Below are 17,280 nucleotides of genomic sequence, written 5' to 3'. Positions count from 1 at the left end.
TCGTCGTAGGTGCGGAAGTCGACGTCGAGCGCGGCCACCAGTTGGGTGAACATGCGCCGCAGACTCACATGCGTCGATTTCCGCCGCGACACCTCGCGCCGCGCGGGGCGGCTGACCGGCGGCCCGGGCCGAAACGTTCAGTCCACTGTCGACGGTCGCGCTCGGCCCGATCGCGGATCCGAGGAACACTGCGGGATCGTCGATCCGTTCGACGCTGGTCCGACGTTCCTGCCTACGGTGCCGTAGGCTGGTTGACGACCGCCCCCACAACAGGCCGGGAGAGGGGGGAAGGTGCCACTCGGTACCGCGTACTCCCGACTCCGTCCCGGTGACCATTTGTGCTGGTCATACGGCACGGACCGGGGCCGCGACGACGCCGTGGCGGGCTACGTGCGGGCCGGCCTGCGGGAGCGCCAGCGGGTCGTTTACTTCACGGAAACGTTGTCGCCCGACAACGTTCTGGAGGAGCTGGATCGGCGCGGGATCGGCGTCGCGTCGGCCGTCCACTCTGGACAGTTGCGGGTTCACTCGGCCGACGACACGTACCTCGCCGGTGCGGCGTTCGTGCCGGAGGCGGTGATCGCCGGCTGGGACGCCGAGGTCGAGCGCGCCCGCGCCGACGGCTGGTCCGCGCTGCGCGTGCTCGGCGACATGTCCTGGGCCGCGCGCGACATCCCGGGCGCCGACCGGATCGGCTGGTACGAGGCCCAGGTCAACCGCGTCTTCGCCGGTGGCGAGTCGCTCGCGATGTGCCTGTACGACCGGCGGCTGTTCGACACGCGCACGCGGTACCGGATCGAGTGGGCGCACCCGACGACCGCGGGCCCGGACACGCCCGCCCCCAACGGGTTGCGCATGCTGCGCACCGGGACGCCGCGCGGCGTTCGGGTGGAGGGCGAGGCCGACCTGTCCAACCGGCAGGCGCTGCGGGCCGTGCTCGACCACCTCGCCGAGGACGCGTCCGGGACGGATCCGCTCGTCGTCGACCTCAGCGGCCTGACCTTCGCCGACCTGGCCGCCACGCGCATCATCGTGCAGGCCGCCGCGCACGCGCCCGGCCGGATCCGGGTCGTCGGCGCATCGCCGACGCTGCGCAACCTGTTGCGGTTCAACGGCGGCGATTCCGCGTAGCCCCTCCGGCGTCGGCGGCACTACGCGCTGGCGAGCGCCTCCCGGTGCTGCTGCGGGCTCATCCCGAACTCCCGCGAGAACGCCGCGCTGAGCGCGAACGCCGTCCCGTAGCCGACCCGGCGCGCCACGGAGCCGACGGTGGCGCCCGGCTCGCGCAGCAGGTCGGCGGCGAGCGCGAGCCGCCATCCGGTCAGGTACGTCATCGGCGGCTCGCCGACGAGGTCGGTGAAGCGGCGGGCCAGCGTGGCGCGGGAGACACCGGCCCGGGCGGCGAGCGCGGCGACGGTCCAGGGGCGTTCCGGCTCGGCGTGGATGACGCGCAGCACCCGCCCGACGATCGGGTCGCCCTGCGCCCGGTACCACTTCGGCCCCGGGGTCAGCTCGAAGTACCGGCGCAGCACCGTGATGAGCATGAGGTCCAGCAGCCGGTCGAGCACGGCCTGCTGCCCGGGCGCCTCGTGGGCGACCTCGCCGGCCAGCAGCGGCACCAGCGGGCTGTCCAGCGCCGCCGCCGGCAGGACGAGCAGCTCCGGCAGGGCCTCCAGCAGGCGGCGGCTCACCTCGCCGCGCATGTGGTACGTGCCGACGAGCATGACGGTGCCGCCGTCGGGGTCGTTGCCCCACGTGCGGGTGCCGAGCATCATCTCCGCGCTGAGACTGCGCCCGTCCGGGGTGGTGCAGCGGTCGCCGGGATGGATCACCACGTGCGGCGGCGTGGCCGGGTCGTCGGCGACCGTGTACGGGGCGGGGCCGCGGGCGAGCACGACGTCGCCGGGCCCGGCCCGCAGCGGGGAGCCGTCGTCGGGCGCGATCCAGGCGTCGCCGCGCACCACGGTCACCAGCGCGAGCGCCGCCTCGTCCTGGATGCGGATCGACCACGGCGGGCTCATGACGGCGCGCACCAGGAAGGCGTTGCGCGCCCGGGGGCCGTCGAGCAGCGCGGCCAACTCGTCCATGACCGGAGCCTAGCGATACCCTGTGGAACAATCCTCCACCTCATGAGGGAGCGCGCATGGCCGACAACGGCGCCCGCCGGCCCGACGGCTCCGGTTCGTGGGCCGAGCGTCTGTCGGCCGACCGGGCGGCGCTGACCGCCGGGAGTCGTTCGCAGCTGCTGGCGGCCAAGCTGCGCCAGCGCATCACCGAGGGGGTCTTCCGGCCCGGTGAGCGGCTGTCCGAGGAGGCGCTGAGCGAGGCGCTGAACGTCTCCCGCAACACCCTGCGCGAGGCGTTCCGGCAGCTGGCCGAGGAGGGCGTGCTGGTGCACGAGTTCGGCCGCGGCGTCTTCGTGCGCACGCTGACGGTCGAGGACCTGCGCGACATCTACGCGCTGCGCCGGGTGCTGGAGCTCGCGGCGGTGCGCAACCTGCCGAACGCCCCCGGGCACGCGCTCGAGGAGATCCGCGAGGCGGTCGACAGCGCCGACGAGGCGGCCGCCCGGCAGGACTGGACGGCGGTCGGCAGCGCGAACATGCGGTTCCACCAGGCGGTCGTCGAGCTGCTCGACAACCGGCGGGCCCGCGACGTGGTGCGCCGGCTGCTCGCCGAGCTGCGGCTGGTCTTCGTGGTGATGGACGACCTGCACGACTTCCACGAGCCGTACCGCAAGACCAACCGCCAGCTGTACGAACTGCTGCTGGCCGGCGACGTGGCCGGTGCGGAGAAGGCGTTCACCGCGTACCTCGACGCGGCCGAGGCGCAGCTGCTCGCCGCCTACCGGCACTAGCGATCCATCGAAAAATCTTGACCCCACCCTCTTGACGGACACCATTGTTGAACAAAACACTTTGAGAACGAAGTGGCAATCGGTGGAGGTCGTTCGGGAGAGGGGTGCGTCATGACGGCGGAGTCGGCAGTCGGCACGAGGCGGCGGGTCATCGTCGCGAGTCTCATCGGCACGTCACTGGAGTGGTACGACTTCTTCCTGTACTCCTCGGCGGCGGCACTGGTCTTCGGCACGCTGTTCTTCCCCACGTTCGACCCGGTGACCGCCACGCTGCTCGCCTTCGCCACCAACGCGGTGGCGTTCGTCGCGCGGCCGCTGGGCGGCATCGTCTTCGGGCACTTCGGGGACCGGATCGGCCGGCGGGGAGTGCTCGTCGCGACGCTCGTGCTGATGGGCGCCGCGACGATGCTCATCGGGGTCCTGCCGACCTACGCGCAGTGGGGCGTGGCGGCGCCGGTGCTGCTGGTGGCGCTGCGGTTCCTGCAGGGGCTCGGGCTCGGCGGCGAGTGGGGCGGAGCCGTCGTGATGTCGCTGGAGCACAGCGGCGAGGACAACCGCGGGCGCAGCGCCGCGTGGCCGCAGGTGGGCGTTCCGGCGGGGAACCTGCTCGCCACCGGCGTCCTGTGGGTGATGAACGCCGTGCAGAGCGACGCGGCGTTCAAGGCGTGGGGCTGGCGGGTGCCGTTCCTGCTGTCGGGCGTGCTCGTGCTCGTCGGGCTGTGGATCCGGGTGGCGGTCACCGAGTCGCCGAAGTTCGCGCAGATGAAGGCCGCCGGCGCCACCGCCAGGCTGCCGCTCATCGAGGTGCTGCGCAGGCACCCGCGCGGGCTGCTCGTCGCGATGGCCGCCCGGATCGGCACCGACGTGGCGTTCTACACGTTCTCGCTGTACGTGTACACGTACGTCACCGGCACCGTGGGACTCCCCCGGCAGGCGGCCCTCACGGCGGTTCTCGTCGGGTCGGGGTTGCAGCTGCTGCTGATCCCGTTCTTCGGCGGGCTCTCCGACCGGGTCGGGCGCCGGCCGGTCTACGCGGCCGGGGCGGCGGCCGCCGCGGTGTGGGCGTTCGTCTTCTTCCCGTTGCTGGACACCGGCAACCGGCTGGTGATCATCGGCGCGGTGGTCGTCGCGCTGGCCACCCACGCGGCGATGTACGGGCCGCAGGCGGCATTCGTCGCCGAACTCTTCTCCACCCGCCTGCGCTACTCCGGCGCGTCGATGGGCTATCAGGTCGCCGGCATCCTCGGCGGCGCGCTGGCCCCGATCGTCGCGGTGAAACTGGTGCAGGAGACCGGTTCCACGACCGCGGTGTCGCTGTACGTCTGCGCGATGCTGGTCATCACGGGGATCGCCCTGTGGTTCGCGCCGGAGACGTCCCGGGCACCCGTCGAGGACGCGCCCGAGGCGGAGAAGGTGGCGGCCTGATGCGCACGTTCCGGATCGTCGCGGCCGTCGCGCTGGCGTTCGTGGTGACGAGCGTGGGCATGTGGGCCGGGTTCGGCAAGACGAGCGGCGGCGAGGTGGCCGTCGTGCGCAACGGCGGGATGTTCGACAACAACCGGATCCGCATGGTGATCCAGCCGGCGTCCGGGGTCACCTGGATCGGGCTCTGGTCGAGCATGCACCGGTATCCGGCGCAGCAGCGCTACTACACGATGACCGCGGACCCGCAGCGCGGCGGCCGTCCCGGCATCGACCTGGCCCGCTCGCCCTCCAAGGACGGCGTGGAGATGGGCATCGAGGCGACGATGTACTTCACGCTCAACCTCGACCCGGGCGTGCTGAAGACGTTCGACGAGAAATACGGGACGCGGCAGTACCGCTACGGGAACGACGACCTCAAGTACGCGTGGGAGGGGGTCGACGGTTGGAACGCCTTCTTCGACGGCGCGGTTCGCCCGGTCATCGACAACGCCCTCCGCTTCCACATCGGCACCGCCACCTGCGCCGAACTGGTCTCCAGTTGCGCGCTGCTGCAGAACTCCGCCGCCAACCCGGAGGGGCAGAACGCGACGGTGTCCCGCATCGAGTCGGCCATCAACGCCGGTCTCGGCGCGGACATCGAACGCAACCTCGGCGGCCCGTTCCTGCAAGGGATCCGCTTCAACCTGGTGCGGGTGACGCTGCCCGGGCCGGTGCAGGAGGCGGTGACGAAGGCGCAGGCCGCGTACGCGGGCGTCAGCGAGGCGCAGGCGAAGGTGGCGCAGGCGCAGGCCGAGGCGGAGGCGAACAAGAAGCGGCAGGAGGGCTACAACGCCTGCCCGGCGTGCGCCCAGATCGACATGATCAAGGCGCTGCCGCCGGGCGTGACGACGTACGCCCCGGGCTCGGGCGTGAGCGTGGGATGAGACCGCACTGTCACGCCGGTGCCCTGATCCAGCGCCACCGCTTCCGTTAGGCCGCGTCACGTCCCGGCACCTCGACCGGTTTCCCTTGCCGGCCGGGGTGCCGGGACGTCGCTCATCCCGGGGCGTCGGTGGTCTCGACCCGCGCGATGAGCAGCTTCAGCCGCCCGATCTCCTCGGCGAGGGCGGTGCTGCCGGCAGCGGTCAGCGTGATCCAGGTCCGGCCGCGCCTGCCCTCGTAGCCCTTCTCGACCTCGACCAGGCCGGCGGTCTCCAGCACGGCGACGTGCTGGGAGAGGTTGCCGGCGGTCAGCTCCAGCCGGGTGCGCAGGTAGCCGAACTCCACCCGCCGCGCCTCGTGCGTGATGGTCAGGATGCCCAGGCGGACCCGCTGGTGGACCACGTCATCCAGCCCCGTGACCGGATGGGGGTCCGGCGCGTCCAGGGCGTCGGCCTCGGCGGTCATCGCTGCCGCCGGCGGGCCACCGCGAAGCCCACCGCGCCCGCCAGGAGCACGACGCCGTTGAGGATCTGCTGCGGCAGGAAGCCGCCCAGGATCGAGTTGTAGCCCCAGGCCGGGTGCCACTGCGCGGCCACCGGCACCAGCACGATCACGAGGTAGCCGAGGGTGAACACCAGCAGCGGGAGGTTGCGTTCCAGCCGGGCCAGCACCAGCAGCGCGACCCCGATGGTGCCCGCCGGCGCGACCAGCCGGTCCAGCAGCATCACCCAGTACGGGAACGGCTCGGTCGGCACCGGATGGCTGCCGAGGTAGGCGCGCCAGCCCAGCCACGCCGCGGCGAACACCACGGTCAGCGCCGCGCCGGTGAGCACGTAGGGCAGCACGCGGACGCCCAGCCCCCGCGCCCGGGCGGTCCGCACGGCGTAGACGGCGATCGCCCCGTACGCCAGGAGCAGTGCCGGCGGCCAGTAGACCAACGCGCCCGCACGGTGGATGTGGCACGACTGGTGCCCGTCCGGTTGCGTGATCCAGTCGGCGGCGCTGCCGCAGTCGGCGTGCAGGGAGTACGCGTCGATCGGGATCGCCACGAACGTCACCACGGCCAGCACCAGCAGCGCGACCCAGGTGATGCGTTGGTCCAGACGTACCCGGTGGGCGAGGGCGCGCACGTCGGAGAGCAGCCGGCGGGGGTCACCGCCGGCGGGTACCGCGTCAGTGGTCATGCCAACAGGTTTGCATCACAAACTCGTTGGCGCAAGTGTCAATGTCGGCGCTGCCTACTGCTTGTAGGTCTCGAGGAAGCGGCGCAGCCGTTCGATCGCGTCGTCGAGCACGTCGACCGGCGCCAGGAACACCAGCCGCAGGTGGTTGGGCGTCGGCAGGTTGAACCCGGTGCCGTGGGACAACAGCAGGTGCTGCTGCTCCAGCAGGTCCACGATCAGCTGCTCGTCGTCGTGGATCTTGTACAGGTCCGGGTCGAGCCGGGCGAAGAGGTACAGCGCGCCATCCGGCTTGACGCAGGTGACGCCCGGGATCGAGGTGAGCTTCTCCCAGGCGTGGTGGCGCTGTTCGTACAGCCGGCCGCCGGGCTGCACCAGGCGGGTGATGCTCTGGTAGCCGCCGAGCGCGGTCTGGATGGCGTGCTGGCCGGGCACGTTCGGGCACAGGCGCATGTTCGCCAGGAGCTGCAGGCCCTCCAGGTACTCGGCGGCCCGGTGCGACGGCCCGCTGATCGCCAGCCAGCCGGAGCGGAAGCCGGCCGCCCGGTGGGTCTTCGACAGGCCGCCCATGCTGAACACGAGCAGGTCCGGCGCCAGGGACGCGACGCTGATGTGCTTCGCGTCGTCGTACACGATCTTGTCGTAGATCTCGTCGGCCAGCACCAGCAGCCCGTGCCGCCGGGCGACCTCCAGCAGGCCCAGCAGGGTCTCGCGGGAGTACACCGCGCCGGTCGGGTTGTTCGGGTTGATGATCACCAGCGCGCGGGTCTGCGGCGTCACCCGGGCGGCGACGTCCTCCAGGTCCGGCTGCCACCCCTGCGACTCGTCGCAGCGGTAGTGCACCGCCTCGCCGCCGCACAGCGACACCGCGCCCGTCCACAGTGGATAGTCGGGGCTCGGCACCAGCACCTCGTCGCCGGGGTCGAGCAGGGCCTGCAACGACATGCAGATCAGTTCGGAGACGCCGTTGCCGAGCAGGACGTCGTCCGGCTGGACGTCCTGCACCCCGAGCGTCTGGTAGTACTGCGCGACGGCGACCCGCGCCGAGTAGATCCCGCGCGCGTCGCTGTACCCCTGCGCGTCGGTGAGGTTGTGCACCATGTCCGCGACGATCGGCTCCGGCGTGTGCAGACCCCACGGCGCCGGGTTGCCGATGCTCAGCTTGAGGATCGCGTGACCGGCGCTCTCGAGCTCCTGGGACCGGCGCAGCACCGGCCCGCGGATGTCGTACCGGACACTCTTCAACCTGCTCGCCTGCTTCACGCGCGCTCCCATCGGTCGCCGTCGGACACCTGGCCGCCGCCCACGTTATCGGTCCCGGCCGCCGGCGCCGCCGGGCGCGTCCAACGCCGCGGTCAGCCGGGCCACCGCCGCGGGCAGTTCGTGGTCGGCGAGGTTGCCGTAGCCCAGCACCAGTGCGGCGTCCAGCGCGCGGTTGTCCACCCGGTACTGGCGCGCGGCCACGATCCGCAGCCCGGCCCGCGCCGCGCGGCGCACCACCGCGGCCGCGTCCCCGCCGCCGGCGGGCCACAGCAGCAGGTGCAGGCCGGCGGCCGCCCCGGTCACCCGGTGATCGCGTGCCAGGGCGGCGATGAGGGCGTCGCGGCGTGCGCGGTAACGCTTGCGGGCCGCGCGCAGTTGCCTGTCGTATCCGCCGGAACGGAGGAACTCGGCCAGCGCCAGCTGATCCAACACGCCCGGTGCGCCGGCCCGCGGCAGCGCCCGCATCGGACCGGTCCACCGGCGCGGGGTCACCAGCCAACCCAGGCCGAGCGCGGGCGACAGCGTCTTGCTGAGCGAACCGGCGAGCGCCACCCGCTGCGGATCGGTGCCCTGCACGGCACCCACGGGACGGCGGTCGTAGCGGAACTCCGCGTCGTAGTCGTCCTCCACGATCAGCCCGTCGACGCGGCGCGCCCAGGCCAGCAGCGCGGCACGGCGTTGCGGGGCGAGGACGACGCCGGTCGGGAACTGGTGCGCCGGGCTCACCACCACGACCCGCGCGCCGGTGCGCTCGAGCGCCGCCACCCGCAGTCCCCCGTCGTCGACCGGCACCGCCACGGTCCGCAGCCCGGTGGCGGCCACCGCCTCGCGCAGCCGCGTCCAGCCGGGGTCCTCGACGGCGACGCTGTCGTGCCCGGCCGCGCGCAGCGCCCCGCAGAGCCGCACGACCCCGTCGGTGACGCCGGCGCAGACGGTCAGGTCCTCGGGGTCGACGTCGGCGCCGCGCACCCGCCCCAGGTAGTCGGCGAGCGTGTGCCGCAGTGCCGGTTCGCCGCCCGGGGTGGGGTGGCCGAAGCGGTGGTACGGGAGTGCGGCGGCCGCCCGGCGCATCGCACCGAGCCACTTCTCCACCGGGAACGCGCGCAGGTCCGGCAGGCCCGGCGCCAGGTCGATCCCGCCCGGTGCGGGTACCGGTGCCGGGCGGGCGCGGGCCCGTTCGACCGAGGGAGAGATGGCCACGCGGGTGCCGGAACCGACCCGCGACGTCGCGTATCCCTCGGCCACGAGCTGTTGGTAGACCTCGACCACCGTCCACCGGGAACATCCGAGGTCGGCGGCGAGGAGGCGGCTCGGCGGCAGCGCGCTCCCGGCGGGCAGCGTGCCGGAACGGATCGCGGCGCGCAGGGCGCCGCTGAGGCGGGCGTGCAGCGGCCCCGGCGGCTGCGCCTCGAGGTCCACCCAGAAATTGGCCTGGTTTTCCGCCACGGCATTGGACCGTACGCCATACCGATCGCCGCGGCACGATATGGATCATGCGACAGCGACACATCGGCGACGGCCGCACGACCCTGACCGTGAGTGAGATCTGCCTCGGCACCATGCTGTTCGGCTACCGCACCGACGAACGCACGTCGTTCGCCATCCTGGACCGGTTCCTGGAGGCCGGCGGCACGTTCCTCGACACGGCCAACAACTACGGCCAGTGGCACGGCGACGCCGGCGAGAGCGAACGGGTCCTCGGCCGCTGGATGCGTTCCCGCGGCGTGACCGACCGGATGGTGATCGCCAGCAAGGTCGGCGCGCGCACGTTGAAGCCGGGCGACCCGTCCCCCGAACACTGGCAGGGACTCGGCGCCGCGCACGTGCGCGAGGACCTGGCGACGAGCCTGCGCCAGCTGGGCAAGGAGCGCATCGACCTGTTCTACGCGCACATCGACCACCGGGAGACGCCGCTGGCGGAGACGGTCGACGCGCTGGCCTCGGTCGCCGAATCGGGCGACGTGGGACTGCTCGGCTGCAGCAACACCACGCTCTGGCGGATGGAACGCGCCCGCGCGCTCGCCGGCGACCGGCCGACCTACTCGTGCCTGCAGCAGCAGCACACCTACCTGCTGCCGCTGCCCACCCCGCGCCAGTCCAACCTGATCACCGAGGAGACGCTGGACTACGCGGCGACGGAGGGCATCCACCTGTTCGCGTACTCGCCGCTGATGCAGGGGTACTACGCGCGCGGCGGGCAGCCCCGGCCCGAGTACGCGCACGCCGCCAACACCGAACGCCTGCGCGTGCTCGGCGAGGTGGCCGACGAGGTCGGCGCGACGCGCAACCAGGTGGTGCTGGCCTGGCTGCTGGCGTCCGAGCCGAAGGTCATCCCGATCCCGGGGGCCAGCTCGGTCGAGCAGCTGGACGAGATCCTCGGGGCGCTGAAGCTGGACCTCTCCCCGGAGATCATGGCGCGGCTGGACGAGGCGGGCCGCACGGCACCCACCCCCTGACGTCGGCGATCAGGCGCCGCGCAGCCGCCGGGTCCAGCGGCGGTACTGGCGCCGCCCGATCAGGTGCCACAGGAGGCGGCCGGGTGCCGGCACCTTCGCCAGGAAGTAGGCCCGCTCCTGCGGCGTGGCGTCCTCCAGGATCGCGCCGAGCGCGATGAACACCTGCGACCTCGGCACGTTCTCCAGGCCGCGGCGGCCGACCGCCTCCCACTCGTCGGGCGTGAGGTGCTCCTCGACGATCGGCATCACCAGCTTCTCCTCGTCGTCGAGGTGTTCGGCCAGCACGGCCACGTGCTCGTCGAACGCCTCGACCAGCGCCTCCCGGTCCTCCGCCCGCGCGCCGTGCGCCCAGCGGCCGGCGTGCGCGAGCACCACGGCCAGCGTCGCGTCCAGCACGTGGTGCTGCTCCTCCATGCGCTCGACCAGGTCCTCCCGGGCCCCCGCCCGGGCGTGCAGCAGCGGCCAGATCATCGCGTCCTCGGTGGCGTGGTGGTGCTCCAGCCCGCCGACGTACTCGCGGATCACACCGGCCACCACCCCGGCCCGAACGGCGTCACCGCCCGGGGTCGCCGCGACGGCGGCCCGCAGCTGCGCGGCCTCGCGCCGGAACACCCGGTGGATCATGTTCATTTCCTGGGCGTACGGCAGGGTCGTGAGGGGCACGGCGATCACTCCTGGTCAGGTCCGGGACGTACGCCCCACTCTGGACCGGCCCACTTGCCGCCGACTTGCAGCGCGGCTCATTTCCGGTGCATCCGGTAGTGCAACACGAGGAACGGCAGCCCGAACAGCGCGAACGCGTGCTCCGCTTTCATGCCCTCGGCCTCGACGAACACGTCGAGGCGTTCGGCGAAACCGGCGACCGCGAGCGTGGTGAGCCGTCCGCTGTCGGCGTCCACAAAGGACAGATAGTGCCCGGGATGGCCGCCGCCGCTGCTGGTGAGCGTCAGGCCGCCGTCCGGGCGCGCCACGGGACGCAGGGTGGCGGTGAAGTTCGCCTGCGGCAGCGGGAAACCGACGCTCACGTAACCCCGGCCGTCGTGCCGGTAGGTGGTGTAGACGCCGACGTAGATGGGTTCGTCGGTGTCGACGAACGAGCGGATCCAGCCGCGCACGGCGATGACGCCGTCCGGCGCGTGCGCGATGGTGTCGATGCGGCTGCGCACGCCGCGCTGGGTCTCCCGCTGGTTCATCGGCACGTTCGCCTGGCCGAGCGGCCGCGCCACGAACGTGCGGTACAGCAGGTACCCCGGGCGCACCCACAGCCGCCAGCGCGGCACGATGTCCAGCGTGAACCGCGTGGTGTGCTGGTAGAACTCCCGGATCCGCGGGTCGACGGCGGACGGGTCGAAGTCGGGACCGGCCAGTTCGTCGAGGGACGCCACGATGCCGACGTCCGCCGCGTCGGCGGTGTACTCCCCGCCCAGCACCTCGGCGAGGTCGCGCACGTAGCCGGTGCCGACGTAGCCGGTGCGGGCCGGCAGCGGCACCACGAACGGCAACGAGGCCGCGTCGACCTCGTACGCGAGCAGGTCCACCTGCGGCGTGCGGAAGATCGCGGCGGACATCACCCGGAAGCCACCGACGGCGAACGCGGCCACGAGCGCCGCCGGATAGTCGGCCGCCACCCAGCCGACGACCAGTCCCACGACCGGGCCGAGCAGCACCTTCTGCGGCCGGATACCGAGCAGGCCCGCGATGGCGCCGCTCACCAGGCCGACGAGCAGCGGCCCCAGCCCGAACGTCCCGAGCAGCCACCCCAGGGGCGCCGCCAGCGCGGCACTCGTCGCGATCCGCGACCACAGCGGCGGGACCTCGTCCGGCCGCTGCCGCCGGCGCGCCACCGCCTCGACCGCGCCGAGGAGCACGCCGCCGCCCAGGATCCCCGCCACGAGTGCACCCGGGCCCGACCCGGCCGTCACGGCGGCGCCGGCCACGGCGCCGATCACCGCGGCCACGGCCGTCGAGCCGATCCAGGCGCGTTCCACCCGCGGATCTTAAGGCGTGTCCTAGGCGTAACGTCGATCCACGTGTGTACCGTGCTGCTCCGCCACCGACCCGGCACGCCGTGTCCGCTGCTGCTCGCCGCCGTGCGGGACGAGTTCCTCGGGCGGCCGTGGGACCCGCCCGCGGCGCACTGGCCGCAGGAGGCGCCGGGGATCATCGGCGGGCGGGACCGGATCGCCGGCGGCACCTGGCTCGCGCTCGACCCCGGGCGCCGCGCCGTCGCGGCCGTGCTCAACGGCGGGCCGTTGCCGCCCGCGCCGCGTCCCTCCCGGGGCGAACTCCCGCTGGCCGCGCTGACCGGCCGGTTGCCGGCGGACCTGACCCGCTATGACGCGTTCCACCTGATCCTGGCGACCGACACGGACCTGCGGGTGTGGTCCTGGGACGGGACGGAACTCCTCGACCGGGAGGTCCCGCCCGGCGACCACATCGTCGTCAACGACGGCCTCGACGCGGCGTCGGACCCGCTCGTGCCGCACTTCTTCCCGCTGCTGCGCAAGGCCGACGGCCGGGACGACTGGGTGGAACTGCTGGCCGGCGACGGGCTCGCCCCGACCGACCCGCGCGCGTTGATCCTGCGGATGCGGGCGCCGGACGGCCGGGACTACGGATCGTCGTCGGCTGCTCTCATAGCGCTCGGGGAGCGTGTGCGCTACGACTTCGCGGTCGACCCCGGACCCTCCGCGCGGTGGGACCGGATCATCTGAACGCGTCCCCGGGGTCCTACCGATCACCCGAGAGAAACGGACACCCGGACAGTTTATGCTTTCGATGTTCTATATCGGCACCGTTCCACTCCGGACAGAGGACGCATACGTGGCGAACGACGAGCAGGACGCGCCAAAGCTGGACACCTCCATCCCGCAGACCGCACGGATCTGGAACTACCTGCTCGGCGGGAAGGACAACTTCGCCGCGGACCGCGCCGTCGGCGAGCAGATCCTGGTGGGCCAGCCGGCCCTCGCCGAAAACGCGCGCCTGAGCCGCCAGTTCCTGGTCCGCGTCGTGCGCTACCTGGCCGGCGAGGCGGGCGTGCGGCAGTTCCTCGACGTGGGCACGGGGCTGCCGACGGCCAACAACACCCACGAGGTGGCGCAGTCCGTCGCGCCGGACAGCAAGATCGTCTACGTCGACAACGACCCGCTGGTGCTCGTGCACGCCCGGGCGCTGCTGACCAGTTCGCCCGAGGGCGTCACCGACTACGTCGACGCGGACCTGTACGACACGAAGACGGTGCTCACCGAGGCGGCGCGCACGCTCGACTTCTCGCAGCCGGTCGCGATCCTGTTCATGGGCGTGCTCGGGCACGTCAAGGAGGACGAGACCGCGCTCGGCATCGTGCGCTCCCTGCTCGACGCCGTCCCGTCGGGCAGCTACTTCGCGATGTACGACGGCACCGACCTCTCACCCGAGGTGGTCGAGGCGGCCCGGCTGTGGAACCTCTCCGCCGTCCCCCAGTACCACCTGCGCAGCCCGGAGCGGATGGCGCGGTTCTTCGAGGGCCTCGAACTGGTCGAGCCCGGGCTGGGCCCGGTCACCAAGTGGCGGCCGGAGGTCGAGATGCACGAGATCGACCAGTACGGTGCGGTGGGTCGCAAGCCGTAGCGGACCCGCGAGGGAACAGCTTCGAAAGGCACATGCGTGAGCACCGCTCAACCCGAGGACGGCGGTGGGCCGATCGTGCGCCGGATGCAACTCGGCGCGCGGTTACGCAGCCTGCGCGAGTCGAAGGGCATCACCCGCGAGAAGGCGGGCTACACGATCCGCGGTTCCGAATCGAAGATCAGCCGCATGGAGCTGGGCCGCGTCGGGTTCAAGGAACGCGACGTCACCGACCTGCTGCTGCTGTACGGCGTCGCCGACCAGCGGGAGCACGACCGGCTGCTCGCCCTCACCCGGGAGGCCAACGCGCCCGGGTGGTGGCAGCCGTACAACGACCTGCTCGCCCAGTGGTTCCAGATGTACCTGGGCCTGGAGGAAGCGGCGTCGCTGATGCGCACCTACGAGGTGCAGTTCGTGCCGGGACTGCTGCAGACCGAGGCGTACGCCCGCGCCGTGATCATGCTCGGGCACGGCCAGGCCGACACCACCGAGTTGACCCGCCGCGTCGAGCTGCGGATGCGCCGCAAGCAGATCCTGGACCGGCCGCACAAGCCGCGCCTGTGGGCCGTGCTCGACGAGGCCGTCCTGCGGCGGCCGATCGGTGGCACCGCGGTGCTGCGCGAGCAGATCGCCGCACTGATCGAGCTGTGCGACCATCCGGGGATCCGGTTGCAGGTGCTGCCGTTCCACAAGGGCGGGCACGCCGCGGCCGGCGGGGCGTTCACCATCCTGCGCTTCCCGCTCGCGGACATCCCGGACACCGTCTACATCGAGCAGCTCACCACCGCGCAGTACCTCGACAAGCGCGAGGACGTCGACCGCTACAGCGCCGCCGTCGCCAAACTCTTCATCGAAGCCGAACACCCCGACGACACTCCCGCCATCCTCCGCGCGGCATTGAAAGACTTGTAGAGCTTCATTTCGCGGGCCCGCCGGGGGCGCGACCGTCGCCTCCCGGGCCGCACCACTGGCCCCTACGGGCCTACGCTTCCACGCCCGCGCCCAGTCGCGGCGCCTCCGGCGGCCCGATCCCCGACCGCCGCCGTGCGCGCGGCCGCCAGGGGCGGCACGCGGACGTGGAGCGAAGCGACCCGGCGGGAGCAGCGGTCGTGCGCCCGGCGGACCGACGCAATGACGCTCTTGATCCTGCGCTTGCTTCCCGTCGAAAACCCGCGCGGTAAGCGCTTTCCCTTGACTTCGGGTGGACGTATTCATAGCCTTCACGCGATTGCAACGTTTCACTCCCCACCCCGCTTCGCCGAGGAGTCTCCCCGCCATGAGATCCCGGATCTTCCGCGCCACGGCCTGTGGCCTGGTGTTACTGCTACCCGCGCTGCCGGCCTCCGCCGCTCCCGCCGCGCCCGAGGGACGGCACGGCGTCGCCCTGGAACGCCTCGACCGCGGCCTCGTCGCCGCGCGGACAACCGACGGCGTCTTCCTCAGCTGGCGCCTGCTCGGCACCGAGGCGACCGGCCACTCCGCGACCGGCCTCACCGGCGTCGACTTCGCCGTCTACCGCGACGGCCGGCGCATCGGCACCGTCACCGACAGCACGAACTTCCTCGACCGGGGCGGCAGCGCGACGGCCTCCTACCGGGTGGCGTCGCTGGTGCGCGGCCGGGAGACCGGCCGCAGCGCGCCGGTGAAGGCCTGGCGCGCCGGCCACTACGACCTGCCGCTGCGCAAGCCCGCCGACGGCGTCACGCCCAAGGGCGACCCGTACACCTACTCCGCCAACGACATGAGCGTCGGCGACGTGGACGGCGACGGGCAGTACGAGTACATCGTCAAGTGGGACCCGTCGAACTCCAAGGACGTCTCGCAGGTCGGCTGGACCGGCAACGTCTACGTCGACGCCTACGAGCTGGACGGTACCCAGCTGTACCGCATCGACCTCGGCGTGAACGTCCGCGCCGGCGCGCACTACACGCAGTTCCTGGTGTACGACTTCGACGGCGACGGCCGGTCCGAGATGATGTTCAAGACGGCGCCGGGCACGAAGATCACGCGCTACGGCCGCGACGGGAACGCCGTCTCCGAGCGCTACATCACCATGCCCCGCGAGGACGAGCGGGCCGGCTACCGGCACACCGACGACTACCGGCTCAGCGCGGCCGGGTACTTCGAGCACCTGGTGACGATGTTCCAGGGGTGGAGCGGCCATCCGGAGGTGCTGGCCGGGCACTGGCCGGCGACGCTGGAGCAGGCGTTCGGGATAGCGCCGCGGTACCCGTATCCGCTGAGCCGTGCCGACGCGGAGGCGCTGGCGAACCACTTCGTCGACGTGTACGCGCCCGCCCGCAGCACCCGCAACCAGCTGCGCCTGTTCGAGGGGTTCGTCGTCGACGGGCCGGAGTACCTGACCGTGTTCGAGGGGGCGACCGGGCGGGAGCTGCAGACCGTTCGGTACAAGCCGGGGCGGCACGACGACGGGCTCATGTGGGGCGACTACGCGATGGCCCGCATCGAGCCGGGCAACCGGGTCGACCGGTTCCTCGCCGGGGTCGCGTACCTCGACGGCAGGCGGCCGTCCGCCGTCTTCGCCCGCGGCTACTACACGCGCACCACGCTCGTCGCCTACGACTGGGACGGCCGGCGGCTGCGCGAGCACTGGTACGTCGACAGCGGCTGGGCCCCGATGACGAACCCGTTCAACGACTCGCCGCACGGGCGGGACGGGACCGATCCGGAGTTCCGGACGCTCACCACGCAAGGGTTCCACTCGCTGAGCGCCGCGGACGTGGACGGCGACGGCCGGCAGGAGATCGTGTACGGCTCCGCGACGATCGACGACGACGGCAGCCTGCTGTACTCGTCGTTCGCGACGTTGCCGGAGGGCAGCGCCGCACCCGGCCAGAACGTCCGCCTCGGGCACGGCGACGCCATGCACGTCACGGACATCGACCCGGACCGGCCGGGCCCGGAGATCTTCGCCGTGCACGAGGGCGCCACCTTCGCGCCGTACGGCATGTCGATGCGCGACGCGCGGACCGGCGAGGTGCTCTTCGGCGTCTACTCCGGGCGGGACACCGGGCGCGGCATGATCGGCGACGTGCTGCCGGAGACGCCCGGCATCGAGGGCTGGGCCAGCCTGCCCGGCGGCTCGGACTCGCTCGGCCTGTACAGCGCCGAGGGCGTGGTGACCCCGGGCCCGATCCCGGGCACCAACATGAGCATCCGCTGGGGAGCCGACCTGACCACGCAGATCGTCAACGGCAACCTCGAGGCGACGCCGACGGTCGACGACTGGCGGCGCGGCACCCTGCTGAGCGCCACCGGCACCCTCGCCAACAACGGCACCAAGGGCAACCCGAGCCTGGTGGCCGACATCTTCGGCGACTGGCGCGAGGAACTGCTGCTACGCACCGCCGACAGCACGGCGATCCGGATCCACCTCAGCACCGAGGTGACGAACCACAAGCTGTACACGCTCATGCACGACCCCCAGTACCGGGTCGAGGTGGCGCGTCAGCAGACGACCTACAACCAGCCGTCGTACCCGAGCTTCTACCTCGCCTCGGACACGAACTGGGCAAGGGTGCCGCTGCGGCGGTGAACGTCGCCGGCC

At 72.3% G+C, this 17,280-nt stretch carries 16 protein-coding genes; 9 read left to right on the top strand and 7 right to left on the bottom strand.

The window, feature by feature from the left end; translation table 11 throughout:
• Positions 1–291 precede the first annotated feature (291 nt).
• Positions 292–1,131, top strand: coding sequence for an MEDS domain-containing protein (locus Val02_RS18260; protein ID WP_203900295.1), 840 nt, complete (start codon positions 292–294; stop codon positions 1,129–1,131).
• Positions 1,132–1,151: 20 nt separating this feature from the next.
• On the opposite strand, the gene Val02_RS18255 is transcribed toward Val02_RS18260, so the two are convergent.
• Positions 1,152–2,087: an AraC family transcriptional regulator gene (locus Val02_RS18255; RefSeq protein ID WP_203900294.1), complete on the bottom strand. Its 936-nt coding sequence runs from the start codon at positions 2,085–2,087 to the stop codon at positions 1,152–1,154.
• Between the two features lie 56 nt (positions 2,088–2,143).
• Here Val02_RS18255 and Val02_RS18250 point away from each other — a divergent pair, with 56 nt between their 5' ends.
• The 3 genes from Val02_RS18250 to Val02_RS18240 all read left to right on the top strand — a co-directional run bounded on the left by Val02_RS18250 (position 2,144) and on the right by Val02_RS18240 (position 5,205).
• A complete protein-coding gene (locus Val02_RS18250; RefSeq protein ID WP_203900293.1) occupies positions 2,144–2,857 on the top strand; it encodes a GntR family transcriptional regulator in 714 nt (237 codons plus the stop codon).
• Between the two features lie 111 nt (positions 2,858–2,968).
• Positions 2,969–4,282 carry an MFS transporter gene (locus Val02_RS18245; RefSeq protein ID WP_203900292.1) on the top strand — a complete coding sequence of 438 codons (1,314 nt, stop codon included), beginning with the start codon at positions 2,969–2,971 and terminating at the stop codon, positions 4,280–4,282.
• Positions 4,282–5,205 carry an SPFH domain-containing protein gene (locus Val02_RS18240; protein ID WP_203900291.1) on the top strand — a complete coding sequence of 308 codons (924 nt, stop codon included), beginning with the start codon at positions 4,282–4,284 and terminating at the stop codon, positions 5,203–5,205. The genes Val02_RS18245 and Val02_RS18240 overlap by 1 nt, the downstream gene beginning before the upstream one ends.
• Positions 5,206–5,317: 112 nt before the next feature.
• Here Val02_RS18240 and Val02_RS18235 read toward each other — a convergent pair whose 3' ends face one another.
• From Val02_RS18235 to pdxR, 4 genes are read right to left on the bottom strand one after another with little or no spacing between them, the layout of a single operon-like run.
• A complete protein-coding gene (locus tag Val02_RS18235; protein WP_203900290.1) occupies positions 5,318–5,668 on the bottom strand; it encodes a transcriptional regulator in 351 nt (116 codons plus the stop codon).
• Positions 5,665–6,387 (bottom strand): hypothetical protein, encoded by a 723-nt coding sequence (locus tag Val02_RS18230; RefSeq protein ID WP_203900289.1) that lies wholly within the window; start codon positions 6,385–6,387, stop codon positions 5,665–5,667. The genes Val02_RS18235 and Val02_RS18230 overlap by 4 nt, the downstream gene beginning before the upstream one ends.
• Positions 6,388–6,441: 54 nt before the next feature.
• Complete coding sequence (locus Val02_RS18225; RefSeq protein WP_275415586.1) at positions 6,442–7,647, bottom strand: pyridoxal phosphate-dependent aminotransferase; 1,206 nt, start codon at positions 7,645–7,647, stop codon at positions 6,442–6,444.
• Positions 7,648–7,692: 45 nt separating this feature from the next.
• Entirely contained in the window at positions 7,693–9,093 is a 1,401-nt protein-coding gene (gene pdxR, locus Val02_RS18220) for a MocR-like pyridoxine biosynthesis transcription factor PdxR (protein WP_203900287.1), read from the bottom strand.
• A gap of 47 nt (positions 9,094–9,140) precedes the next feature.
• On the opposite strand from pdxR, the gene Val02_RS18215 reads away from it, so the two are divergent.
• Positions 9,141–10,103, top strand: a complete 963-nt coding sequence (locus tag Val02_RS18215; protein WP_203900286.1) for an aldo/keto reductase — start codon at positions 9,141–9,143, stop codon at positions 10,101–10,103.
• 9 nt (positions 10,104–10,112) lie between these two features.
• On the opposite strand, the gene Val02_RS18210 is transcribed toward Val02_RS18215, so the two are convergent.
• Positions 10,113–10,766, bottom strand: coding sequence for a hemerythrin domain-containing protein (locus Val02_RS18210; protein ID WP_203900285.1), 654 nt, complete (start codon positions 10,764–10,766; stop codon positions 10,113–10,115).
• Between the two features lie 77 nt (positions 10,767–10,843).
• Positions 10,844–12,091 carry an ammonium transporter gene (locus Val02_RS18205; protein ID WP_203900284.1) on the bottom strand — a complete coding sequence of 416 codons (1,248 nt, stop codon included), beginning with the start codon at positions 12,089–12,091 and terminating at the stop codon, positions 10,844–10,846.
• A 42-nt stretch (positions 12,092–12,133) separates the two neighbouring features.
• Here Val02_RS18205 and Val02_RS18200 point away from each other — a divergent pair, with 42 nt between their 5' ends.
• From Val02_RS18200 to Val02_RS18185, 4 genes are all read left to right on the top strand, one after another.
• Entirely contained in the window at positions 12,134–12,817 is a 684-nt protein-coding gene (locus tag Val02_RS18200; RefSeq protein WP_203900283.1) for an NRDE family protein, read from the top strand.
• Positions 12,818–12,926: 109 nt separating this feature from the next.
• A complete protein-coding gene (locus Val02_RS18195; RefSeq protein ID WP_239153124.1) occupies positions 12,927–13,715 on the top strand; it encodes an SAM-dependent methyltransferase in 789 nt (262 codons plus the stop codon).
• A 36-nt stretch (positions 13,716–13,751) separates the two neighbouring features.
• Positions 13,752–14,624, top strand: a complete 873-nt coding sequence (locus Val02_RS18190) for a Sco1979 family transcriptional regulator (RefSeq protein ID WP_506022533.1) — start codon at positions 13,752–13,754, stop codon at positions 14,622–14,624.
• Positions 14,625–14,988: 364 nt separating this feature from the next.
• Entirely contained in the window at positions 14,989–17,268 is a 2,280-nt protein-coding gene (locus Val02_RS18185; RefSeq protein ID WP_203900281.1) for a rhamnogalacturonan lyase, read from the top strand.
• Positions 17,269–17,280: the final 12 nt, after the last annotated feature.

The organism is Virgisporangium aliadipatigenens, from assembly GCF_016863615.1.
Classification (GTDB): Bacteria; Actinomycetota; Actinomycetes; order Mycobacteriales; family Micromonosporaceae; genus Virgisporangium; species Virgisporangium aliadipatigenens.
Note: the sequence above shows the minus strand (reverse complement) of the source record. Positions and strands in the feature narration are given on the sequence as shown.

What these genes read in the sequence shown, in the direction of transcription:
- Val02_RS18185 (WP_203900281.1), top strand. Translation starts at nt 14,989, where the DNA reads ATGAGATCCCGGATCTTCCGCGCCACGGCCTGTGGCCTGGTGTTACTG.
- Val02_RS18245 (WP_203900292.1), top strand. Translation starts at nt 2,969, where the DNA reads ATGACGGCGGAGTCGGCAGTCGGCACGAGGCGGCGGGTCATCGTCGCG.
- Val02_RS18230 (WP_203900289.1), bottom strand. Translation starts at nt 6,387, where the DNA reads ATGACCACTGACGCGGTACCCGCCGGCGGTGACCCCCGCCGGCTGCTC.
- Val02_RS18235 (WP_203900290.1), bottom strand. Translation starts at nt 5,668, where the DNA reads ATGACCGCCGAGGCCGACGCCCTGGACGCGCCGGACCCCCATCCGGTC.
- Val02_RS18240 (WP_203900291.1), top strand. Translation starts at nt 4,282, where the DNA reads ATGCGCACGTTCCGGATCGTCGCGGCCGTCGCGCTGGCGTTCGTGGTG.
- Val02_RS18255 (WP_203900294.1), bottom strand. Translation starts at nt 2,087, where the DNA reads ATGGACGAGTTGGCCGCGCTGCTCGACGGCCCCCGGGCGCGCAACGCC.
- Val02_RS18215 (WP_203900286.1), top strand. Translation starts at nt 9,141, where the DNA reads ATGCGACAGCGACACATCGGCGACGGCCGCACGACCCTGACCGTGAGT.
- Val02_RS18250 (WP_203900293.1), top strand. Translation starts at nt 2,144, where the DNA reads ATGGCCGACAACGGCGCCCGCCGGCCCGACGGCTCCGGTTCGTGGGCC.